At 66.2% G+C, this 24,115-nt stretch carries 13 protein-coding genes; 6 read left to right on the top strand and 7 right to left on the bottom strand.

The features are described from left to right. Nucleotides 1–37: 37 nt before the first annotated feature. Both AC07VL_RS24385 and AC07VL_RS24380 read right to left on the bottom strand, forming a co-directional pair. A complete protein-coding gene (locus tag AC07VL_RS24385) occupies nucleotides 38–1,222 on the bottom strand; it encodes an isovaleryl-CoA dehydrogenase (protein ID WP_475416723.1) in 1,185 nt (394 codons plus the stop codon). Between the two features lie 124 nt (nucleotides 1,223–1,346). Next, nucleotides 1,347–1,751 carry a MerR family transcriptional regulator gene (locus tag AC07VL_RS24380; protein ID WP_494808122.1) on the bottom strand — a complete coding sequence of 135 codons (405 nt, stop codon included), beginning with the start codon at nucleotides 1,749–1,751 and terminating at the stop codon, nucleotides 1,347–1,349. Nucleotides 1,752–2,467: 716 nt separating this feature from the next. Here AC07VL_RS24380 and AC07VL_RS24375 point away from each other — a divergent pair. Together AC07VL_RS24375 and AC07VL_RS24370 are read left to right on the top strand one after the other, a co-directional pair. Beyond that, complete coding sequence (locus AC07VL_RS24375) at nucleotides 2,468–2,875, top strand: hypothetical protein (protein ID WP_034753756.1); 408 nt, start codon at nucleotides 2,468–2,470, stop codon at nucleotides 2,873–2,875. Nucleotides 2,876–2,964: 89 nt separating this feature from the next. Then, the gene (locus AC07VL_RS24370; RefSeq protein WP_494808134.1) at nucleotides 2,965–3,291 is read left to right on the top strand and encodes a hypothetical protein; all 327 of its coding nucleotides are present in this window, start codon (nucleotides 2,965–2,967) and stop codon (nucleotides 3,289–3,291) included. A gap of 167 nt (nucleotides 3,292–3,458) precedes the next feature. Here AC07VL_RS24370 and AC07VL_RS24365 read toward each other — a convergent pair whose 3' ends face one another. From AC07VL_RS24365 to AC07VL_RS24345, 5 genes are all read right to left on the bottom strand, one after another. Next, the gene (locus tag AC07VL_RS24365; protein ID WP_494808121.1) at nucleotides 3,459–4,070 is read right to left on the bottom strand and encodes a UbiX family flavin prenyltransferase; all 612 of its coding nucleotides are present in this window, start codon (nucleotides 4,068–4,070) and stop codon (nucleotides 3,459–3,461) included. Then, nucleotides 4,063–4,374, bottom strand: coding sequence for a Grx4 family monothiol glutaredoxin (grxD, locus tag AC07VL_RS24360; protein ID WP_034753766.1), 312 nt, complete (start codon nucleotides 4,372–4,374; stop codon nucleotides 4,063–4,065). Before grxD ends, AC07VL_RS24365 begins: the two co-directional genes overlap by 8 nt. A 105-nt stretch (nucleotides 4,375–4,479) precedes the next feature. After that, nucleotides 4,480–4,953 carry a GNAT family N-acetyltransferase gene (locus tag AC07VL_RS24355; RefSeq protein ID WP_494808120.1) on the bottom strand — a complete coding sequence of 158 codons (474 nt, stop codon included), beginning with the start codon at nucleotides 4,951–4,953 and terminating at the stop codon, nucleotides 4,480–4,482. Between the two features lie 4 nt (nucleotides 4,954–4,957). Continuing rightward, nucleotides 4,958–7,306, bottom strand: coding sequence for a Tex family protein (locus tag AC07VL_RS24350; RefSeq protein ID WP_494808119.1), 2,349 nt, complete (start codon nucleotides 7,304–7,306; stop codon nucleotides 4,958–4,960). A 94-nt stretch (nucleotides 7,307–7,400) separates the two neighbouring features. Then, nucleotides 7,401–7,766, bottom strand: a complete 366-nt coding sequence (locus AC07VL_RS24345; RefSeq protein WP_494808118.1) for a hypothetical protein — start codon at nucleotides 7,764–7,766, stop codon at nucleotides 7,401–7,403. A gap of 192 nt (nucleotides 7,767–7,958) precedes the next feature. Here AC07VL_RS24345 and AC07VL_RS24340 point away from each other — a divergent pair, with 192 nt between their 5' ends. The 4 genes from AC07VL_RS24340 to AC07VL_RS24325 all read left to right on the top strand — a co-directional run bounded on the left by AC07VL_RS24340 (nucleotide 7,959) and on the right by AC07VL_RS24325 (nucleotide 23,997). Next, nucleotides 7,959–8,675: a secretin and TonB N-terminal domain-containing protein gene (locus AC07VL_RS24340; protein ID WP_494808117.1), complete on the top strand. Its 717-nt coding sequence runs from the start codon at nucleotides 7,959–7,961 to the stop codon at nucleotides 8,673–8,675. A 2-nt stretch (nucleotides 8,676–8,677) separates the two neighbouring features. Beyond that, nucleotides 8,678–9,235, top strand: coding sequence for an RNA polymerase sigma factor (locus tag AC07VL_RS24335; protein WP_494808116.1), 558 nt, complete (start codon nucleotides 8,678–8,680; stop codon nucleotides 9,233–9,235). Next, nucleotides 9,228–10,175 (top strand): FecR family protein, encoded by a 948-nt coding sequence (locus tag AC07VL_RS24330; protein WP_494808115.1) that lies wholly within the window; start codon nucleotides 9,228–9,230, stop codon nucleotides 10,173–10,175. Before AC07VL_RS24335 ends, AC07VL_RS24330 begins: the two co-directional genes overlap by 8 nt. Nucleotides 10,176–10,356: 181 nt before the next feature. Next, the gene (locus tag AC07VL_RS24325) at nucleotides 10,357–23,997 is read left to right on the top strand and encodes a filamentous hemagglutinin family protein (protein ID WP_494808114.1); all 13,641 of its coding nucleotides are present in this window, start codon (nucleotides 10,357–10,359) and stop codon (nucleotides 23,995–23,997) included. The last annotated feature ends 118 nt before the right edge of the window (nucleotides 23,998–24,115 follow it).

Here is a 24,115-nt window from a genome sequence, read left to right as displayed (position 1 = left end):
TCATCACCCAGTCGATATCCGCGCGCCCGGCCCGTGTTTATTTCGTTTCGGCAAACAATTCACGGCCGATCAGCATGCGGCGGATTTCGCTGGTCCCGGCGCCGATTTCGTACAGCTTGGCGTCGCGCCACAGGCGGCCGGCCGGATACTCGTTGATGTAGCCGTTGCCGCCCAGCGCCTGGATCGCCTCGCCGGCCATCCACGTCGCCTTTTCCGCACTATACAGAATGGCGCCGGCCGCGTCCTTGCGCAGCTGGCGCACGGCTTCCGGCGTGGTGGCACGGTCGCAGGCCTGGCCCACGGCATACACATACGCCTTGCACGCCATCATGGTCGAATACATGTCGGCCAGTTTGCCCTGCATCAACTGGAATTCGCCGATGGGCTGGCCGAACTGCTTGCGGTCATGCACGTAGGGCACGACGAGGTCCATGCAGGCCTGCATGATGCCCAGCGGGCCGCCGGACAGCACGGTACGCTCGAAGTCCAGGCCCGACATCAGCACGTTGACGCCCTTGCCCAGGCCGCCGAGCACGTTTTCGGCCGGTACTTCGCAATCCTGGAACACCAGTTCGCCCGTGTGCGAGCCGCGCATGCCCAGCTTATCGAGTTTTTGCGCGATGGAAAAACCCTTGAAATTCTTTTCGATCAGGAAGGCCGTCATGCCGCGCGGGCCCGCTTCCAGGTCGTTCTTCGCGTACACCACCAGCACGTCCGCGTCGGGGCCGTTGGTTATCCACATCTTGGTGCCGTTCAAGACCCAGCGGTCGCCCTTGAAGTCGGCGCGCAGCTTCATGCTGACGACGTCGGAACCGGCGTTCGGCTCCGACATGGCCAGCGCACCGATGTGTTCGCCCGTGATCAGTTTCGGCAGGTATTTTGCCTTTTGCTCGGCCGTGCCGTTGCGCTTGATCTGGTTGACGCACAGGTTCGAGTGGGCGCCGTAGGACAGGCCGACGGACGCCGAGGCGCGCGAAATTTCTTCCATGGCGACGATGTGCGCCAGGTAGCCCATGCCGGCGCCACCGTATTCTTCGCTGACGGTGATGCCGAGCAAGCCCATGTCGCCCATCTTGCGCCACAGGTCCATGGGGAACTGGTCGGTGCGGTCGATCTCGGCCGCGCGCGGCGCGATTTCGGCGGCGGCAAATTGTTGGATCGCTTCGCGCAGGGAGGCGATGTCGTCGCCGTGGTCAAAGGTCAAGCCTGGGAGATGGAGCATGTCGTCCTCGTCGTTATAAGTGTGGCGGTCATGGGTGCCGGGTCAGTGAAGCTATGATACTCAGTTGTGACGTTTACGTAAACGTAAAGTGAAGCGCGCGCGGCCGGTGCCGCCGCGCGGATCGCTAGTTTGTTTGCGCCTTGTCAATGTTCACATCCGCCAGCATGCGCGCGCACGCTTCTTCGTGCGAACTGATTTCCGCCAGGGCCATTTCGATATCGATGCGCTGCTGTTCCAGGGTCTGGCGGTGCTGCGCCAGCACGCCGAGGAAGCGGTCCATCTGCGCGCGCGTGTCCTTCGGCGATTCGTACATGTCGACGAGGCTCTTGATTTCCGACAACGCCAGGCCCAGGCGCTTGCCGCGCAGGGTCAGTTTCAGGCGGGTGCGGTCGCGCGGCGTGTAGACGCGGTTGCGTCCGCCAGCGCCTTCGCGTTTCGGGCTGAGCAAGCCCTGGTCTTCATAGAAACGGATGGCGCGCGCCGTGATGTCGAACTCCCGCGCCAGTTCGGTAATGGTATAGGTCGTCATGGATGCGGGCGGTGATGGTTGCATGGGGTGGTCGGTAGAAAGAATCGGGCGCTGCAAGGCAGGCAGGGCGGCAAAGTGCCGTTTACGTCAACGTCAACTCTATTGTAGCGTGCCTTGCCCGTACCGCAATACAGAAAAATGGGGCCGAAAAGACGGGATTTGGCGATATCGGCAACAGTTACTGAAAATAAATTGATTCATCTGGCACAAACCCGCTTAAGATCGAGAGTTGGTGGCCAAGATGACACCAAAAAGAGCTTTCTTGGCGGAATGGCGACATTTCTTTCGCTGTGATGGCAGTAAAATTTTGAGAGCCGAATTCTTGCCATTCGGCACGATCAAAAAACAACGATGCACTATGAGAACGGCGGCACGATTGTTTCCATATTGAAAACAAAATGGCCCTTCTGAAAACTTTGTCTATAAGAAATTGTATGACATGAGCATTGCGCTAATCGGTGGAGGAGGGCATTATCCGATACCGTACGTTGTAGTGCCAAACCGAGGCTTTGAATCGTGCTGCAGTGCGAAAATCAAGGCTAGCCGCGAATTTGACCCGAAGCCACGCAGGATAACAAGAGAAAATTCGGCCCAGGTTTTCACCCGAAAAGCCCCGCCGGAGTGTTAATTGTTAATTAATGCATTTTTCAAATGTAACAATCTGTATGGTCATTCAAGAAACTGACTTTCATGTTACAACATGAAATAGTACACCTATGAATTCTTCTAACGAACGCGAAAGCTTCAGCCAGCGACTTCAGTTGGCTCTCAAAAACGCCCATTATTCTCCAGACAGCCCGACCAGACTGGCGCGGGAATTCAATATCCGTTTCGACGGGCGTCCGATTACCGTGCATGCTGCTAGGAAATGGTTAGTAGGTGAAGCAATTCCCACGCAAGAGAAATTGCGCATGATTGCCCAGTGGTTGGGCGTGCCTGCGGAATGGTTGCGTTTTGGCGGTCCGGAAAGTGCCACGCCGAATGGCGAAGCGGGCAGCGCTCTGTCGCGTTTTGAGTCCGCCGATGTGAAATTGATTGCCGATTTGCAAAGATTAGATGAACATCATCGTCAAATCGCGCGTGAATTTATTCGCATGCTGGTACGCGTCAACTACCAAAAGTAGTCATTCTGGCCTCTTCAGGCCGGCGCCGCCCGCGTTTTGCTGGCGGCGCATCTTCTGATCTTTTATTTGCGCAAGGTCATACTGGAGACATGATTTTGCCGCACAATAAGACCTCGCATGTTGCGCTGCAGCGGAATTATTTGACAATAATCCCGCACGCAGCGGCGCAGCGGCCAATACCAGCGCATAATCACAGCAGAAACAGCCAGTTCATCCACTACGGAGCCGAGCATTTGAGCCGTCTTATGAAAAGTAACTACAGCAATACCGCGCAGCTGAAGGACTTGATGACCGTGCCCCCCATGACTGCCGCGCAGCATGCGGAAGTGATGCGCAAACGGATCGCCCACCGCAGGATGGTGGAAGAAGCCAGGGACTTGAAGCAGGCCAGTGCCGTTCAGTTTGAGAAGCGTTGATTGGTGGATGCCTGAGCTAAGCTGCTGCGCGTCGGCATAGGTAGTCTGCGATGCTCACCGGCTCGGCGCCCCCGTACCACAGTACGGTTGCTCTTCTCGACCACCTCTTCCTTCCGCTCGCTACGCTTTTGTCAGGCATCGTGACGCTAACTAAATCGTGACGCCAACTAGAGGATAGGGGTGTCGCCAGTGGACTTAAGACCATTCCACCGCGGCGCCAGGGCGTGCTCGATGCCGAGCAGGTCGATGACCCTCGCCACCGTATGGTCGACCATCTCCGCTATGCTGTGGGGATGGTGATAAAAGCTGGGTAAGGGCGGGAAGATGATGCCGCCCATTTCCGTCACGGCCGTCATGTTGCGCAGGTGCGCCAGGTTGAACGGCGTTTCGCGCACCATCAAAATCAGGCGGCGGCGCTCCTTGAGCACCACGTCGGCGGCCCGCGTGATCAAGTTATCCGACAAGCCGTGCGCGACGGCCGCCAGGGTCTTCATCGAGCATGGCGCCACGACCATGCCGTCGGACTGGAACGAGCCGCTGGCAATGCTCGCGCCGATGTCGCGCAGCTTGTGCACCACGTGCGCCTGCGCTTCGATGTCCTTGCGCCCCACGCCCGTTTCCTGGTGCAGGGTCAGTACGGCCGCATCGGACAGGACCAGATGCGTCTCGACGCCGGGGATGGCGCCGAGCAATTGCAGCAGCCGCAAGCCATACACGGCGCCCGTGGCGCCCGTGATGGCCACGACGATACGGCGCGGCCGCTGCTGCTGATTAGGCATCCAGCAGGGACTTCAGTTCGCCCGATTCAAACATTTCATTCATGATATCGGAACCACCGATGAACTCGCCTTTGACATACAGCTGGGGAATGGTGGGCCAGTTCGAGTAATCCTTGATACCTTGACGCACTTCCGGGTCATCCAGCACGTTGACGGTGGCGATGTTTTCCACGCCGCATGCTTTCAGGATCTGGATGGCGCGGCCGGAAAAGCCGCATTGCGGGAACTGGGCCGTGCCCTTCATGAACAGCACGACGGGCGTGTTCGTCACGGTTTCTTTGATCCAGGTTTGTACGTCGCTCATAGCTGCCTCTGATGGGTAAATAAATAGATGCCGTCATTTTATAAGAAAACGACGGCGCGGGTATGCGCCCAGGTCATAAATCGGGCAAGTGAGCCACGCTGCCGTTTATAAGGGCTTGCCCAGGCAGGCCGATTGCGCCGCGCCCACGTATTTTCCCCAGGCAATGACGGGTGCATAGCCGTGTTTGGCATAAAACGCCATGGCGCGGCCATTCGCCACGCGGGTGGACAGGTGCAGCCGCGCATAGCCGAAGAGGCGCGCCTGCGCTTCCACATGGGCCAGCAGGGCCGCGCCCACGCCGACGGAACCGGGGCGCGCATACATGCGCTTGAGTTCGCCCACGGGACTGTCCGCCACGCCGTCCAGCGGGCGCAGGGCGGCACAGCCCAGCAGTTCACCGGCACCGTCGCGGGCAATATAAAAACCGCCGCGCGGCGTGGCCGCCTCCACGTCGAACGAGGAACGGCCGCTGTCGCCATTGATGCGCAACAAGGCTGCCGATAATGCATCGAGCAGCAACTGCGCATCCGGGCCGGCGGCGTCCGCCGCCAGGATGGTGATGTCCTGCCCGGCAGCCATGGACTTAGCCGCGCAGCTTGGCGAACGCGGCGGCCATGCTGCCGGCCGGCTCGGGCGCATTGCGCGACTGCGACTGGTGCTGCGCCATGCTGCGGCGGTCGTTGCGGTCGCCACGCTGCTCGGGCTTGCTGCCCGCCTGCGGCGCGCTGTCTGTCAGGCGCATGGTCAGCGCGATGCGCTTGCGCTTTTCATCGACTTCCAGCACTTTCACGCGCACCACTTGCCCGGCTTTCACCACCGTGTGCGGATCCTTGACGAAGGTGTTCGACAGGGCCGAGATGTGCACGAGGCCATCCTGGTGCACGCCGATGTCGACGAAGGCGCCAAAGGCGGCCACGTTGGTGACCACGCCCTCGAGAATCATGTCCGGGCGCAAGTCGCGGATTTCTTCCACGCCTTCCTTGAAGGTGGCCGTCGTGAATTCAGGACGCGGGTCGCGGCCCGGCTTTTCCAGCTCCTTCAAGATGTCGGAAATGGTCGGCACGCCGAAGGTGTCATCCGCATATTTTGCCGGGCTGAGGGTTTTCAGCAGCGCCGTTTCGCCGATGACGGCCTTGATATCCTTCTTGATGTCGGCCAAAATCTTTTCCACCAGCGGGTACGATTCCGGGTGGACGGCCGAGGCGTCCAGCGGGTTCTCTCCACCCATCACGCGCAGGAAGCCCGCCGCCTGTTCGTAAGTCTTGTCGCCCAGGCGCGGCACGGCCTTCAAGGCCGCGCGCGACGTGAATGCACCCTTCATGTCGCGGTAGGTGACGATGCTTTGCGCCACGCTGGCCGACAGGCCCGACACGCGTGCCAGCAGGGGCGCCGACGCCGTGTTGACGTCCACGCCCACGGCATTCACGCAATCTTCCACCACGGCATCGAGCGAGCGTGCCAGCTGGCTTTGACTCACGTCATGCTGGTACTGGCCCACGCCGATGGATTTCGGGTCGATCTTGACCAGTTCGGCCAGCGGGTCTTGCAGGCGGCGGGCGATGGAGACGGCGCCGCGCAGGGATACGTCCATGTCCGGCAATTCCTTCGAGGCGAACTCGGACGCCGAATACACCGACGCGCCCGCTTCCGAGACGACGATCTTCGTCATCTTCGCTTCCGGATGCTGCTTGATCAAGTCCTGCGCCAGTTTATCGGTCTCGCGCGAGGCGGTGCCGTTGCCAATCGAAATCAGCGACACATTGTGCTTGGCGGCAAGACGGCCCAGTGTATGCAGCGAGCCGTCCCAGTCGTTCTTCGGCTGGTGCGGGTAGATCACGGCCGTATCGACCACTTTGCCCGTGGCATCGACCACGGCGACCTTGACGCCCGTGCGCAGGCCGGGATCCAGGCCCATGGTGGCACGCTGGCCGGCCGGCGCGGCCAGCAGCAGCGCTTTCAGATTGGTGGCGAAGACGTTGATCGCGTCCAGTTCCGAGCGTTCGCGCAGCGCGCCCATCAGTTCAGTTTCCAGGTGCATGAAGCTTTTCACGCGCCAGGTCCAGCGCGCCGTGTCCGCCAGCCATTTGTCGGCCGGGCGGCCTTGTTGCTTGATGCCGAAGCGGGCGGCGATGCGGCCTTCGCACGGGTTGTGCGGCGCATCCCATTTCGGTTTTTCCGCTTCCGTGTCCAGGCGCAGGGTGACGTCGAGGATGCCTTCGCGGCGGCCGCGCAGCAGGGCCAGCGCGCGGTGCGATGGCACGGTGGAAATGGTTTCCGAGTAATCGAAATAATCGGCGAATTTTTCGCCTTCGTCCTGCTTGCCTTCCACCACTTTCGATTCGACGATGCCGTGTTCCTGCACGTATTCGCGCAAGGTCTGCAGCAGGGTCGCGTCTTCGGCGAAGCGCTCCATCAAAATCTGGCGCGCGCCGTCGAGGGCCGCCTTGGTGTCCGCCACGCCAGGATTATTCCCGTCGGCACTCGTAAACGCGTCGCGCAGGAACTTGCCCGCTTCCATTTCCGGCGTCAGTTCCGGGTTCTCCAGCAAGCCGTCGGCCAGCGGCATCAGGCCCGCTTCGATGGCGATCTGCGCCTTCGTGCGGCGCTTCTGTTTGTACGGCAGGTACAAGTCTTCCAGGCGCGTCTTGTCTTCCGCGTGCATGACGGCGTCCAGCAGTTCGGGCGTCATCTTGTTCTGTTCCGTGATCGAGGCGACGATGGCGGCGCGCCGCTCTTCCAGTTCGCGCAGGTAGCGCAAACGCTCTTCGAGCAGGCGCAGCTGGATATCGTCGAGGCCGCCGGTCGCTTCCTTGCGGTAACGGGCGATGAAGGGCACGGTGGCGCCTTCGTCGAGCAGTTCGATGGCGGCGGCAACCTGCACCGGTTTGGCGGCAAGTTCAAGGGCAAGGCGTTGTTCGATAGTGGGCAGCATGGTTGTTTCCAGAGCGATCAAGCCTGGAATGATACGCAATCGGCGCGATTGCGCAATCTTGACAGCGCAAATGGACTGTGCGTTGACAACAGCGTCAGCGGGGCGGCAGCAGCGGGCTGGCGGGCGGCGCCGGCGGCGGGCGCTGCGGCGTGACGGATTTGCCAAACGCATTGCCCATGCGGTGTTCCAGCGCGGCGCGGTTGTACAGGCCCAGCTGGTTCGACGGCCGCTGCAGATTTGTTTCCGCCGTCGACAGGGCGGGCGGCTGCCGGGCGGCGGCATCGTGCGCCGGCAGCAATTTTTCATTCAGGCAAGACATCGATTGCACGCGCCGGCCTGCGCCATCGGTGGACATGCAATGGCCGTCCGTTTTCTCCGGCGTGACGACGACGACCTTGTCGGCCGCCTGCGCGCACAGGGAGGCACAGGCCAGCAGGACGGTCAGGAACTGGCGCGCCATGCTGGCTCCCGTAGCGGTTGGAAAAGCCGTCAGCATAGCAAGGCCATGTGTCGCCGTGATGACAGGAAGCCGTCCGGGCCTGGGCCGCATGTCATGCAGTTGTCATTTTGTGAAGCTATGATCTTGCCATTCTGCCGGCAACATTGCAGTTAAGACACTTCATATGCAGGTTCTCGTTGATTTCCCTGGAAAATGGCTCGACCCCACCGCCGCACCGCAACGGGCAATGCCCTGGCCCTGTCCGCCTGCCTGCTGATGACATGGATGGCCTTCGTGTGTCCGGCCGCGTCCGGCATGGATGCCGCGCCGGCGGCGAGCCGGTATTTCGACTTGCCCGCCCAGCCGCTGGACGCGGCCCTGGTGGCGTTTGGCGAAGCGACCGGCTATTCCGTGCTGGTCAGCAGCGAGCTGGCGGCGGGGCGCATGGCCGCACCCGTGCGCGGCGACTACACCCCGGCCGAAGCGCTGCAGCGCCTGCTGGCGGGCACGCAGCTGGGCGTGCGTTTCAGCGGCCGCAACGCGTTTACCCTGCTGGCGCTGGCCGACGATCTTGCGGCGGCACCGGCCGCGCCCGCGCCCCTTCCCGCCGCACCGGGGCTGCCGGCGTATGCGGCCGTGCTGCAGCGCTCGCTCACGCGCGCCCTGTGCCGTTTGCATCCGGACGCCTTCGGCCGCTACCGCCTGGCCTTCCAGCTGTGGCTCGATGAACGGGGCAAGGTGCGCGACGTGCACGTGCTGGAAGGGAGCGGGGTGGCGCAGCGCGACCGCGCCGTGCTGCAGCGCCTGCGCAGCCTGCTGATGGATGGCGCGCCGCCGGCGGGCTTGCCGCAGCCGCTGACGATTTTACTGACGCCGCGGCCGGACCCGGCTGCCGATTGCGCGCCCTACCTGCCGGCCGGAGCGTCCTGACGATGTCGGATCTGCTGAAAGCCACCCTGCGCAAGCTGTTCCTGGAGCGCTACGGCCAGTTTCGCCGCCACCTGCAGCGCCGCCTGGGCTCGGAAGACCTGGCCAATGACGCGCTGCATGAAACATATTTAAGAGTGGAAAAGATGAACGCGCCCGAGGCGATCAGCTACCCGTCCGCGTATCTGATGCGTATCGCCATCAACATTGCGGAAGATCAACGCCGCGACAATGCGCGCCTGCTCAGCCTGCCAGACATCGACGAGCTGTACGAGATGGCCGACGAGCTGGCCGACCCGGCCCGCACCTTCAGCGCGCGCGCCGAACTCGAAGAACTGGAGCGGGCCTTGCAGGAGTTGCCGAAACGCCGGCGCGCCATCGTCATCGCTGCCCGCGTCGACCAGCTGCCGCACCGCGACATCGCCGAGCGCTTTGGCATTTCCGCCCGCACGGTGGAGAAGGAATTGCGCGCCGGCCTGGAACATTGCTGCGAACGCATGGGACGCGATTTCATCCAGCGCTTCGGTCCCGGGGCGGGAAAAACGTCTAACCATCATGATTGAACAAGCGGAAGACGACATGGGTGTCATCCAGAAGGAAGCGCAGGCGTGGGTCGTGCGCCTGGCCTCGGGCCAGGTCAGCGAACGCGATGCGCAAGTATTTCGCCACTGGTGCGCGCGCAGCCGCAGGCATGCGACGGCGTTTGCCGAGGCGCGCGCCGTGTGGAGTGCGATGGCACCGGCCGCGCATGCCGTCAAGCGGGCGCAGGCGCCCGTGAACATGGCGCGGCGCGCCTGGCTGGGTGGCGCCGTGGCCGCCTCGCTGGGCTTGCTGGTGCTGCGCCCGCCCACTGACCTGTGGCCGGCCGTGGCCGGTCTTGCCGCCGACTATGCCACGGGCACGGGAGAGCAGCGCGAAGTGGCGCTCGATGGCGGCGTGCTGGTGCAGATGAATACGCAGACGCGCCTGGACGCGGCGCCCGTGCAGGACGGCGCCGCGTCGCTGGTGCTGCTGGCCGGCGAGGCGGAATTCCAGGCCGGCTTGCGCGGCCCGGCGCGGGTGCGCGTGCAGGCGGGCGACGGCAGCGTCTCGGCTGCCAGCGCGCGCTTCAATATCCGCCTGTTCGGCCAGGAAGTGTGCGTGACGTGCCTGGCGGGACGCCTGCGCGTGGCGCAGGCCGGCAACGATGCGGAACTGGCGGCTGGCCAGCAACTGCGCTATCGGCCCGCGCATTTCGGCATCGCCCGCGCCGTGGCAAAAAGCGACGTCAGCGCGTGGCGCCAGCGCCTGCTGGTCTTCAAGCAAAGCACCCTCGCCGAGGTGGTGGAGGAAGTGAACCGCTACCGTCCCGGCAAGCTGATCCTCAATGGCGATGCCTTGAAACACACGCGCGTGCAGGCCAGCTTTTCGCTCGACCGCCTCGACGACGTGATCGCCCTGATCCAGGATGCGTATGGCGCGCGCGTGACGCGGCTGCCGGGCGGCATCGTGCTGTTCGGTTAGCGCGGCACGCCGATGGCATGCCGCCAATTATGACATTTTCATGACCTTTTGCAGTCCCGAACCTTGTTCCCTGTCAATGCTGCTGGAAGCCGCGAATCAGTGCCTGCCGCCCGCCCCCGTGCGTGCCGCGCGCCGCCTCGCGATATCGGTCAGCAACGGAACATGAAAAGGGAATGTCGCCATGCAGCGAAGCAAGTCGGTCACGAAACACGCATCCTCCTCCGCCATGGCGGGCAGCCAGACGGGTCGCCCGGTGCGATTGAAACCGCTGGCGCTGGCCATCGCCATGCTGCTGCAGGCGGGCGGCGCGCAGGCGCAGCAGCCGTTCAGCGGTGCCTGGTTCGCGGGCAAGGGCGCCAACCAGGGCACGGCTGCGGCCACGGGACGCTTGCCGAATGGCCAGCCGGCCACAGCGCTGAACAATCCCCTGCTGCAGCAGCAAAAGGCCGAAGGCAAGCTGCAGCAATCGCTGAATAACCTGTTGCTGGCCGCGCGCGGCATCGCCGCCGAGCAGGCGGTGCAGGCGGCCGCGCGCCAGGCGGCGCTGGCGGCGGGCGGCGCCCCCGATGGCCTGGCCAAGGGCGGCTTGCAGGTCGACACGAACAGCCTGACGGCCGGCTGGCTCAATGCCCAGGGACCCGTGCAGACCCAGGCCGACGGCAAGACCGTCGTGAAGGTCGTGCAGACGGATGACAAGGCGATACTGAACTGGGAAAGTTTTAACGTCGGCAAGAACACCACCTTGCAATTCGAGCAGAAATCGAACTGGTCCGTATTGAACCGCGTCAATGATCCGCTGGCGCGCCCCAGCCAGATCCAGGGCCAGATCAAGGCCGACGGCACGGTGATGATCGTCAACCGCAACGGCATCGTGTTTACGGGCAGCAGCCAGGTCGATACGCGCAATCTGGCGGCGGCCGCCATGGGCATGAGCGACAGCCAGTTCAAGAGCGGCCTGTACGGCAAGGCGCAGGGCACGGGCGCCGTGCCGACCTTCGCGAATGACTTGCTGCTGGGCCAGAATACCTACACGCATGGCGCGGCCGAGGCGGACGTCGTCGTCGCCGCCGGCGCGCGCATCGACACGCGCAAGCCGCAAACGGTGACGGAAGGCGGCGGCTACGTGCTGCTGGCCGGCCGCAGCGTCGACAACGCGGGCGCCATCACCACGCCGAATGGCCAGACCACCCTGGCCGCCGGCGACGCCATCGTCGTGCGCCCGGGCCAGGGCACGGACAAGAACCAGTATTCGAGCACGCGCGGCAATGAAGTCGAGATGCTGCGCGTGGCGGACAGCAAGGCGGGCAGCGTCGTCAACAACGGGCTGATCCAGGCGGCCGGCGGCGACATCACGCTCAGCGGCAACACGCTGCGCCAGGATGGCGTGCTGCTGTCGAGCACCAGCGTCAACGGACGCGGCAGCATCCACCTGGCGGCGGCGGGCGAGAATGCCGGCGTCACCCTGGCGCGCGGCAGCGTCAGCGCCATCGTCATCGACGACAACGGCGCCACGGCGCTCGACGTGCAGCGCGATACCTTGCTGAAGGACACGGGCAAGGGCACGGACACGCCGCAGGACCGGCGCGACCAGTCGCTGGTGCGCATCGTTTCGGCCGGCAACGTCGAGTTCGAAGGCGATTCGCTGACCCTGGCCACGGGCGGCCAGGTGCTGGTCGATGCGGCCCGCCGCAGCCACGTGGCGCGCGACGCCGCCATCGACGTCTCGGGCGCCGTCGGTGTGAAGGTCGACATGAGCAGCAACAATGTGCTGATCAATGTGCAAGGCAACGAACAGCGTGACGCACCGGGCAGCCGCGACGCGAAATACCTGAACAACAGCGACGTGTGGGTTGACCGCCGCGACCTGGTGCTGGTGCCGGCCGGCACGAATGGCTACGCCACGGACCGCTGGTACACGGCCGGCGGCTTGCTGGAAGTGAGCGGCTACCTGAACACCAGCGGCCACGGCATCGGCGAATGGGCGGCCCAGGGCGGCACCGTCGGCTTTGGCGGCGGCGAAGTGGTGACGCAGGCCGGTTCGCGCATCAACATCGCCGGCGGCTCGCTCGACGTGCAGACGGGCATGGTCAAGCAGACGTGGCTGAAGGGCGCCGATGGCGCCATGTACAAGCTGAGCACGGCGCCGGGCGACAATCTGTACACGGGCCTGTACCGCGGCTATGAAAGCACGCATGCGCGCTGGGGCGCGAACACGACGGAAACCCATGCGAATGCCCTGATCGGCCCGCGCGAGCGCCTGGAAAACGGCTACACGGTGGGCCGCGACGCGGGCCGCCTGATCGTTTCCACGGGCGCGGCCGTGCTGGAAGGCGACATCGATACGTCCGTGTTCCAGGGCGAGCGCCAGCAGCGCAAGCGCGATGAGGGCATGGATAGCTACAAGCAGGCGCAGACGTCGGCGGCGCGCGCCGGTCAACTGATCGTGGGCAAAATGACGCCCGTCTTCGATACGCGCACGGGCCAGCTGCGCGACAGCCCGCAAGCCGTGCTGGACAAGGTGCAAATCGGCAAGGTAGCGGGCATCGCCGATGGCCAGCTGCTGGCCGACGCCTTGCCGGCCGCGCGCAGCAAGACCCTGCAGCTCGACGCCGACTGGCTCAACGGGCTGGAGCTGGGCGCCCTGAAACTGTATGCCTACGACAGCGTGAGCGTCGACGCCGACCTGCGCGTGGCCGATGGCGGCGACATCGCCCTGCACGCCACCGACGTGGCGATCAAGGCCAACGTGAGCGCGCGCGGCGGCAGCATCGCCGCCGGCGACATCGTTTCGCGCTACCTGGCGGATGCGGGCGCGGTCTGGGCCGATGGCAAGCTGGTGCCGGCCAACCGTCCCGCGGGAACGGCCGGCGTGCGCGTGGCGCCCGGCGTGCGTCTCGATGCGCGCGGCCTGTGGAACAACCTGGAACTCGATCCGGGCGCCGTCGCCGGTTTGCCGTATATCAATGGCGGCAAGGTCGTACTGAAAAGCTCGGGCGGCATCGACCTGGCCGGCGGCAGCGTCATCGACGTCTCGTCCGGCGCCACCCTGATGGGCAATGGCAGCCTGCAGGGCGGGCGCGGCGGCGACATCACCCTGGCGGTCGACCTGCCGACGGAGAAAGCGCCGACGGGCGCCATGCTCAAGCTCGACGGCGAATTGCGCGGCCATGGCGTGAAGGGCGGCGGACGCCTGGTCATCGACAGCGGCGCGGCCGTCAGCATCGGCGGCAAGCTGCTCGAAGGCGACGTGTTGCCAGCCGGCAGCAGTTCACCGCTGGCCCTGCGCCTGGCCGATGAATTCCCGATCGCCAAGGGCGAGAAGATCCCCCTGGATTTCGCGTTGACCACCAGCCTGATCAAGCCGGGCCAGGCCTTGAGCAAACCCGTGACGGTGGATGTGTCGGTGCAGAAACCGCTGGTCCTGGGTGCCGACCTGCTGTTGCCGCCAGGCGCGCACGTCGTCATCGACAACAAGACGTATGTCTGGGCTGGTTCCACCGTTCCAGCCGGCAGCGTGCTGACGGTCATCAATGGCTTGAATCCCGGTTTCGTGGTGTCGGCGGCGGTCTTTCCGAACGGCTTGCCGATCCAGCCGGTGACGACGCAGTATGCGGCCGGCAGCATCGCCACCGACGACCTGCGCGCGCCGCGCGGCCTGCTGCTGCCGGCCGGCATCGCGCTGGGACGCGATGTCGCCGTCCAGCCCATGCTGGCGCTGGACGCCAGCCTGTTCCAGAGCGGTTTTGCCGACTACGCCGTCACGGGCCGCGATGGCGTCGTGGTGGTCAAGGATGCGCATATCGACGTCGCCATGCCCGTGCTGCGTTTCAATCCCGCCACGGGCCATGCGGTGGCGGGCGGCACCGATCCTGGCGCCGCGCTGGAACTGTGGACGCCGCAGCTGTACCAGGAAGATGCGCGCAAGGCCAGCCTGACGCAGCGCGCCGGCGCGAATTTGTCGCTGACGGCCGGCAGCCCGCACGTCAGGGGCGGCATGGTGGTGCAGGAGGGCGCCGCCATCCAGGTCGATCCGGGCCGCCAGATCAGCCTGACGGGCAATGACCAGATCACCATCGACGGCAAGCTCGCAGCCTGGGGCGGCAAGATCGCCGTCCTGCCAGGCACGTTTGGCACGGGCAATGAGGTGGACGTACCGAACGGCAAGGGACAAGCCACGTCGATCTGGATCGGCGATAAGGCCGTGCTCGATGTCGCGGGCCGCGCCACGGTCGCCACCGACATGCGGGGCGGGCGCTATGGCCGCGCCGACCAGGGCGGCAGCATCGAAATCGGTGCCCGCTACAAGGCTGACGCCGCCAGCGTCGACGCGGCCGATGCCTTTGTCGTCGTGCGTCCGGGCGCGCTGCTCGACGCCAGCGGCGCGCACGCCACGCTGGACTTGCCGAACCAGGGCAGCGTCAACGTGGCCGGCAACGGCGGTTTGATCTCGCTCAGTTCGTATAACGGCATCTTTGCCGACGGCACCCTGCGCGCCGCTGCCGGTGGCGCCGGTGCGGCCGGCGGCACCCTGGCGCTGGCGCTGGACACGCCCAATTATGGCAAGGTCAACCGCTACAACTTGCAAGGCGACAACGTGGACAATGCGGTGCGCGTGCCGCGTGAAATGCAGCTGGCGCAGGTGCAGGGCGAGAGCGTCTTGCCCGACGACTTGCGCGCCGGCCAGCAGGATGCGGCGCTGCGCTACGGCAGCGCGCGCCTGGGCGCCGACCGCGTGCAGGCGGGCGGCTTCGACAACCTGGCCCTGCACGTGAATGGCATGCTCAGTTTTGACGGCGACGTCAATCTGTCGCTGGGCCAGAGCCTGCGCCTGAGCGCCAGTTCGCTGGGGCTGGCGCAGCAGCCTTTGCCCGATGGCCAGGACAAGGCGGCCAGCCTTGCCAGCCAGGTGCACCTGGCGGCGCCGTATGTGCGCCTGGGAACGGCATCGCGCGCGCAGAAGGACGACTACATCGTGCCCAATGCCGTGAAAGGCTCGAAGAACCTGGGCAAGGGACGCGGCATGCTGGGCGTGCCGCTGGTGGCCGAGGATTCCCTGCTGCAGATCGATGCGGGCATGCTCGATATCGCGGGCGAGGTCAACATGGGCACGCGCGGCACCATTGCGCAGAGCAGCGGCGCCGACCTGGTGGTCGAGCGCGATGCCTTCGAACAGCTGACCCTGAACAGCCGCGGCGACATGCGCCTGTCGAACAGCGCCGCCCTGTACCAGCCGGGCAATGCCACCCTGGTCGCCGCGCAGATCTACCCGGCCACGGGCGACAGCGGCATGGTCACGGTGGGCCAGAAGAGCGGCATCGACGAATACGGCAATATCCGCGTCTCGCTCGACCCGTTGCGCACGCTCAATATCGGGCGCAGCGGCGACGGCGCCACGCCGAACCAGCCGTTCTCCGTGTTCGGCACCCTGAGCCTGGTTGCGCCCACCATCAACCAGCATGGCGTGCTGCGCGCGCCGCTGGGCCAGATCAACCTGGGCGCCGATGGCTATGAAGCCTACACGGGCCGCGTCAACCTGTTGCCTGGCAGCCTGACGTCCGTCAGCGCAAAAGGCTTGACGATGCCGTACGGCGGCACGCTCGATGGCTTGAGCTACCTGTATGACGGCAATGATGTCGTCTTCAAGGGCGTGGGCAACGGCCCGGAGATCGCCTTGACGGGCGCCGCCATCGACGTGCAACAAGGCGCCGTGCTCGACATGTCGGGCGGCGGCACCTTGACGGGCGCGGCCTTCCTGGCCGGACGCGGCGGCTCCACCGACGCGCGCCTCAATCCGCTGGTGCAGATGAAGCCGAACGGCGGTTTTACCCTGCCCGGCCTGAACACCAACCCCGTGTACGCCATCATTCCCGGCGTGCAGCCGGACGTGGCGCCTTTGACGGCCGAGCAGGGCGCGGGCAAGCCCGCCGTGGGACGCCAGATTACCATAGCCGCGGGCGTGCCCGGCCTGGCGGCCGGCACCTACACCCTGCTGCCATCGAATTTCGCCCTGCTGCCCGGTGCTTTCCGCGTGGAACTGAATGGCCTGGCCGGCGCCGTCGAGACGGGCGGCACGATCGCCATGCGCAATGGCTCGTTTGCCACCGCGGCGCAGACGGGCATCGCCGGCACGGCGATCCGCGACGCGGTGGCGCAGCAAGCCATCCTGACGCCGGCCGACATGCTGCGTACCTACTCGCAATACAATGAAACGGGCTATGCCGCCTTCGCCGTGGCGCAGGCCACGCGCGACGGCGTGCCGCGCGCCGCGCTGGAGCGCGATGCCAAGGGCGTGCGCGTGCAGCTGATCGCCCCGTCCGTGCACAGCGTCATGGACAACCATACGCCGTTGATGATGGATGGCAGCGCCCTGTACGCGCCGGCCGAGGGCGGCTTCGGCGGCTCATTGCTGCTGGGCACGGGCAACCATGCGTCGACCCGCTACGAAGTGCTGGCCGACGGCACGGCGCCGCTGGCCGATTTCAATGGCGTCTCCGTGCATGCGTCGCAGATCAATGCCTTCGGCGCCCAGCGCGTGGGCATCGGCGGCTTGCCGCGCGTGACCTACAGCGAATTTGGCACGGGCAGCAACCAGCGCGCCAATATCGCCGCCATCAAGGAATCGGCGGGCGGCATCGTGCTGCGCGACGGCGCCGTGCTGAAGGCGGCCGAAGTGTTTCTGGTGACGGCGAGAAAAGACGACGGCATCGTCCTCGAGCAGGGTTCCGGCATCAATACGCTGGGCCGCGGCAAGGCCGCCTGGGATTCCCGCGACGGCTATGTGTACGAACCCATGGGCAGCGTGCTGGCCGTCTCGAACGGCTGGCTGGACATGTTGCCGGCCGCGCCGCCGTCGTCCGAATCGTATGGCCCCGGCATCATCGATATCGGCGCCTGCGCGAAGACGGGCGGCGCCTGCAGCGGCAGCACCTCGCTGTATTCCGAGGGCACCATCGCCGCCGTGACGGAGCGCGCGTTTACCCTGCGCGACAACGTGCGCTACGGCACGCGCAACCTGGTGCTGGCGATGGGGTCGATCAATGTGGGCAGCGAGGCGTCCCTGGCGGACGCCAGCGCCCGCGGCGCCTTGCCGGACGGCCTGGCGCTGAACCAGGGCGTGCTCGACCGCCTGCTGCGCGGCGACACCAGCACGGGCGCACCGGCGCTGGAAAACCTGGGTTTGACGGCGCGCAATTCCTTCAACTTCTATGATTCGTCGCAGCTGTCGACCATCGATGCGGCCACGGGCAAGTCGTCGCTGTCGCGCCTGGTGCTCAATACGCCGGCCATCTACGGCTATGGCGGCACGGACGCGCTGGCGCGCATCCATACGGACACCCTCGTGTGGCAGGGCGCGACGAATGCGCCCGGCGCCGTCGTCGCCAATGGCCCCGGCACGGGCAGCGGCCGTCTGCAGGTCGATGCCAAGCGCATCGAGTTCGGCTTCACGCCGGACAGCCGTCCCGACACCATCCACAAGCTGGACCGCCTGGTGCTGGGCTTCGGCCAGGTGGCGCTCAATGCCAGCGAACAGCTGACGGCCAACAACAAGGGCAGCCTGTCCGTCTACCAGTCGCAAAGCGCGTGGGATACGGCCACCAATGGCTATCACTACAGCGGCGGCGATTTGCTGATCAACACGCCGCTGTTGACGGGCGCGGCCGGTTCCGTCAACCGCCTCACGGCGGGCGGCGACCTCAAGGTGAGCGCACCGGCCGGTGCCGCCGCCGCCACGCCGACGAATGCGGCGCTGGCCGGCGCCCTGGGCGCCGAAGTGGCCCTGACCGGCAACAGCGTCAGCGTGGATACGGCGGTGGTCTTGCCGAGCGGGAAATTGACCCTGTCGGCCGAGCGCGATGTATTGCTGGGTGATAAGGCCAAGCTGGACCTGGCGGGCCGCAAGATCGATTTCTACGACACGAGCAAGTACAGCTGGGGCGGCGACGTAATCCTCGACAGCCGCGAGGGCGACGTGCGCCAGGCGGCCGCTTCCGTGATCGACGTGTCGGCCGTGAACAACCGCGCCGGCAAGCTCAGCGTGATCGCCACGGGCGAGGCGGCCGGCACGGCCGACTTGCGCGGCAGCCTGCTGGGCGGCGCCAGCGGCAGCTATGACGCGGGCGGCACCCAGGTAGCCTACGCGGCCGGCGGCGCGGAAATCCGCGCCCAGCGGATCGGCGACTTCGCTGGCCTGAACCAGCGCCTGAACACGGGCAAGGTATTCGGCAGCCGCAGCTTCCAGCTCAAACAGGGCAATCTGGCCATCGGCGACGAGCTCAAGGCGCGCGAAGTGAGCGTCTCCGTCGACGGCGGCAGCCTGACGGTGAACGGCCGCATCGACGCCAGCGGCGAACAGGTGGGCAGCATCCGCCTGGCCGGCCGCGACGGCGTCACCATCCAATCCGGCGCCGTGCTCGATGCGCACGGCACGCTGCTGCGCACGGACAGCTATGGCCAGGTGATCGAGGCGCCGAACCGCGCCGTGATCGAACTGGCGTCGCCGGGCGGCCGCCTGACCCTGGAAACCGGCGCGCGTTTCGACCTGCGCAGCGGAGACAAGGGCGGCAACTACGGCAGCATCGACCTGAACGCGCGTCGCCTGGGCGGCGCCACGGGCGACGACATCGACATCGACGCGGCCGGCGCGCTGAACATCGCCGGCGCGCGCACGATCAACGTCAATGCCTTCTGGCAATACAAGGATGCGCCCGCCGGCACGGGCAAGGATGCGGACGGCCGCAGCTACCAGAGCATCAACCAGGCTTACCTGGACGAGAAGCACGGGGACAGCCAGGTCTTCATGGCCAATGCGCTGGCGAACGGCAACTTGATGAACAACAAGCTGCGCGGCTTGCGCGGCGACGCCAATGCTTTCCATTTGCGCCCCGGCGTCGAGATCGTCAGCGCCACGCCGGGCGGCGACCTGCATATCGATGGCGACATCGACCTGTCCGGCCACCGCTACGACGGCGTCAATCCGCTGGCGCGCCTGAGCGGCGTGTACGGTTCGGGCGAGGCCGGCGCGCTGGTGCTGCGCGCCGGCGGCAAGCTCAGCGTCTTTGGCAGCATCACGGATGGATTCGATACCAGCGCCCTGCCCGTCACGATGGATGACAAGGGCTGGCAGCTGGTGAAAGGCCGGCTGCCGTGGGGCGGCGAGGTCGTCGTGCCGCAAGCGGGCCTGGTGACCCTGGCTGAAGACACGTATTTCAAATCGGGCACGAGCGTCAATTTCGCCGTGCCGATGAAAGCCATGGAGTTGCGCAGCGGCACCTTGCTGGCGGCGCGCGCCACCTTGACGGCGGAGTTGGACTTGCCTGCAGGCAGCGTTCTGGGCGGTGCCGTGCGCAATGCCGACGGCAGCGTGCTGTACGCGGCCGGCACGGTCTTGCCCAAGGCGCTGACCTTATCGAGCGGCATGCAGCTCGATGCCGGCCTGCGCCTGCCCGGCGCGGCCCGGGTGGCGGCCATGGTGTGGCCGGCCAACGTGGCCCTGCCTTTCCCGGAAGGCCGGCCGTGGGACGTGGCCGATAGCACGAATGCCGTCAATGGCGTGGTGCTGGCCTCGGCGCTGGCGCTGGACAAGGGCAGCGTGCTGCCCGCCGGCACCGTGGTCAGGCTGCCGGGCGACGTCACCATGGTGTCGCTGCGCAGCGAGGATGGCAGCGGCAACCAGGGCCGCAACTTGGCGCTGGCGCCCATGCTGGCCCAGGGTTCGCAAGCGTGGTCGCTGCGCCTGGTGGGCGGCGCCGATACGGCGGCGGCCGACACGCGCGCGTTGAAACCGCATGCGAAGGATGCGCATCTGATGCTGGCCGATGCGCATTACGGCCTGGGCGCGGTGACTTCCATCGTGCCGGGCACGGGTTCGCCAAACAAATATATCTTCAGCGAGGCGGCGATTGCCGAAGGATGGCCGGAAGGCGAGGTTGACATCAGCTGGTTTGGCGACGAGGCAAACATGCTGGAAAGCTATGGTTATCTGGTGGTCAAGGTGGCCGACGGCACGCCGCCCGACTACGTGACGACCGTGGAGCCGGCGCGCCAGCCCCTGTTCAGCGTGCTGCGCACGGGCACGGGCGACCTCGATTTGCTGGCCGCGGGCGACTTCGACATGCGGTCGCTGTATGGCGTCTACACGGCGGGCACGCAGTCGGCCTCGCCGCTGGTGGACGGCAAGGATCTGTTCAACCTGCCGCGCGGCCTGAACGCCAAGGGCCAGCTGCTGGGGGCCCTGGGCCAGGACTTTACGCCGTTCGTCGATGGCGGCAGCCAGAGCCTGTACCGCGCCTGGTATCCCGAGCATGGCGGCAACCTGCTGCTGCGCGCCCAGGGCGACGTCAAGGGCGATACGCTGGCTAGCTTCACCCAGCGCCGCGAGGATGCGATCGGCTGGCTGCGCGCGCAGCAGGATACCAGCGACATCGGCACCTGGCTGTGGCGCCAGGGCAGCGGCAACACGGGCGCGGGGGTGCCGACGGCATGGTGGATCAATTTCGGCACCTATGTCGCGCGTCCCGAAGGCGTCGACCTGTTCTCGGGCTTGCCGGGGCTGTCGGGCTTTACGGGCATCGGCACCCTGGGCGGCGGCAATCTGCTGCTGCAGGCGGGTGGCGACGCCGGCATGCTGGCCTCGCGCGCCGATCCGGGCGGCGAGTTCGCGCCGCGCAGCCAGGGCCTGAACGTGGCCGTGGGCAGCACGGGCAGGGTGACGCCGGACGGCAAGCTGCTGCTGACGGGCGGCGGCGACCTCGATATCCGCATCGGCGGCGGGCTGAACCCCGTGGCCGAGGTGCGCAGCTTCGACGGCAATAGCGACCGTCCTAACCCGAACACGCGTTTCGAACGCCAGGTGCCTGGCCTGAACAGCACGCTCACCAACCTGCGCGGCGCGCTGCGCCTGGAAGCGGGCGCCGTGGGCGGTATCGAATTGCGCTTCGACCGCGCCGATCCGACGGAATCGCGGCCGTACGAAACCTACACGGCGGGCACGGCGATCGCCAGCGGCGGACCGATCCTGGTGCCGGGCGACAGCGGCGTGCGCATCGATGCGCGCGGCGACGTGGTGCTGGGCGGCGTGGCCGATGCGGGCCGCGCGAAGCAACTGGGCTATGGTTCGCCGTTCAGCTACAAGGGCGTGGAGCGCACCGGCGAAGGCTGGAGCTGGTTCTCGCTGTGGACGCCGGCCACGGCCATCGACCTGTTCAGCGCGGGCGGCAACCTGACGCCCACCTCGTCCTGGATCAATGCGACGCCCGGCGACAACCACGCGCCGACGGACGGGCGCTTCGTCATGCCGTCCGTGCTGCGCGCCGTGGCCGCCAGCGGCAGCTTGTACTACGGCAATGCCAGCCTGGGCAGGCTGGGTGGTGATGGCGGCAAGGTGGACATGCCGCAAAACGGCGTGATCCTGGCGCCGTCGCCGGTGGCGCCGCAATTTGTCAGGACGGGCACGGGCCAGCTGGAAATGCTGGCCGCCGACTCCATCCATGCGGCCGGTTATCCGATCACGCCATCGGGCGCCGACCCGCGCATGCTGCCGAATCCGTTCAATCCGGGCTTCGTCGGCGCACTGGACAAGGTCTGGTTCGGCCTGCTGCCGCTGCATAACGTCAGCGCCGATGCGCTGGCGCCGGGGGCATTGAAATGGTTTGGTACGACGTCGAATGGCGCCAGCGATGCCAATCAGCAAGTGTATCCGCTGTTCAGCATGACGCCGCCGACGGTCTCCGACTATGTGCCGGCAAGCCAGTTGCCTGCGCACTTCTATGCCAACAGCGGCGACATCGTCGGCCTGCGCACGGGCGGTATCGTGTACCGGGGCAACCTGAAGGGCGTCAGCGGCGCCCTGGGCCTGTGGTACGAGGGCGGCGGCGCCGTGGCCGTGCGCGCCGGACGCGACATCGTCAACTCCGGCACGCCGCTCGGCAACGTCGAGAGCGTGCCAGACGGCGCGGCGGGATGGACCGGCCAGCCCTTTGCCAACAGTCCCGAGCTGCCGGAAAAGCCGGTCGTCTTCGGCAGCTCGTCGGCGCGCGGCAATCTGTTCGTGCACCGCCATGCCGATGACGTTTCCGTCGTCAGCGCCGGGCGCGACATCCGCTACAGCACCTTCTATGTGGCGGGGCCGGGCCAGCTCAATGTGAGCGCCGGGCGCGACCTGTACATGGCCGACAAGGCGGAATTGCGCAGCCTCGGCTCCATCGTCCATGTCGGCCAGGACAAGCGCGGCGATGGCGCCGGCATCAGCGTGGCCGCCGGCGTGGGCCGCAACGGTCCCGACTATGCGGCCTTCGCGGCGCGCTACCTGGACCCGGCCAAGCTGGCCGACCCAGGCAAGCCGCTGGCCGACCAGGCCGGCAGCGCCGTGTATGTCTACGGCGGCAAGCTGACCCTGGCCGACTGGCTGCGCGGCCAGTTTGGCTACAAAGGCGACGAGGCGGGCGCTGCCGCCTTCCTCGGCACGAAGCAGGCCGAACTGGAAAAGGCCGGCCAGCAAACGGGCGGCGTGCGGCGCGACCTGGCGCGCGAATACGCGCAGGTCAGCCAGCTGCACCTGGTGAACTGGCTGACGACGCGCTTTGGCGGCGACAGCGGCCTGGGCATCCGCTACGACCCGGCCACCGATGCGCGCAGCTTCTTTGCCGCCTTGCCGAAGGAACAGCAGCAGGTCTACCTGAGCAATGTCTACTTTGCCGAGCTGAAGGCGGCCGGGCGCGAGTACAACGATCCGGACGGCGTGCGCCGCGGCAGCTACCTGCGCGGCCGTGTAGCCATCGCCACCCTCTTCCCGGCGCAGGACAAGGCGGGCAAGAAGATCGAGTACCAGGGCGACCTGACGATGTTCAGCAGCGCGCTGTACACCGTCAGCGGATACGGCGGCGTGTACACCAAGCGTCCCGTCGCGGGCGTGCGCTACCTGAGTCCGCAGGAATGGGCCGAGGCGGGCCGCCCCGACTACAACGTGCCTTACGTGACCGTCAACGATGCCGGCATCCACACGGATTTCGGCGGCGACATCGGCATCACGGTGCCGGGCGGGCGCGCGCTGATCGGCGTCGACGGCGGCTATGCGCCGGGCGAAGGCTCGGGCGTGCTGACGCAGGGACAGGGCGACATCCAGATGTATGCGAAAGACAGCATCCTGCTGGGCCAGAGCCGCATCTTCACCACCTTCGGCGGCAACATCCTGGCCTGGTCGGCCACGGGCGACATCAACGCGGGCCGCGGCACCAAGTCCACCGTCGTCTACACGCCGCAGCGTCGCGCCTACGACAGCATCGGCCTCGTCAGCCTGTCGCCGAGCACGCCGACGACGGGCGCCGGCATCGCCACCCTGAATCCGATCCCGGAGGTGCCGCCCGGCGACATCGACCTGATCGCCCCGCTGGGCACCATCGATGCGGGCGAGGCGGGCATCCGCGTCTCGGGCAACGTCAACCTGGCGGCCTTGCAGGTGGTGAATGCGGAAAACATCCAGGTGCAGGGCAAGTCGACGGGCATGCCAACCATCGCCTCGGTGAACGTGGGAGCACTGAGCAATGCCAGCGCGGCCGCGACGCAGGCCGTGACGGCGGCGCAGGACGTGTTGCAGCGCGAACGGGCCGCCACGCGCCAGGCGTTGCCGTCGCTGTTCACGGTGAAGGTGTTGGGCTTTGGCAACGAGCAGGCGGACGAGGGCGGCGTGGGCAAGCACACGGGCGGCGAGCCGCAGGCGTCCAGCTACCAGCCGGCCGGCGTGGTGCAGGTGCTGGGCGCGGGACCGTTGACGGCGCCGCAGCTGCAGGCGCTCACGCCGAACGAGCGTCGCGGACTGCAACCGTGAGATTTATGACCATTTGATGACATTCGGCAGTCGCCGCGCGCGGCGGCTGTCTAGGCATCAGTAGATCAGCATTCGTAGCATGAAAACGCCGGCCCAGCGCCGCAATACTAGGGCAACC

It is taken from the genome of Janthinobacterium sp. GW821-FHT03C08 (assembly GCF_059420905.1).
The sequence above is the reverse complement of the archived record's forward strand: the minus strand, read 5'-3'. Positions and strand labels throughout refer to the sequence as shown.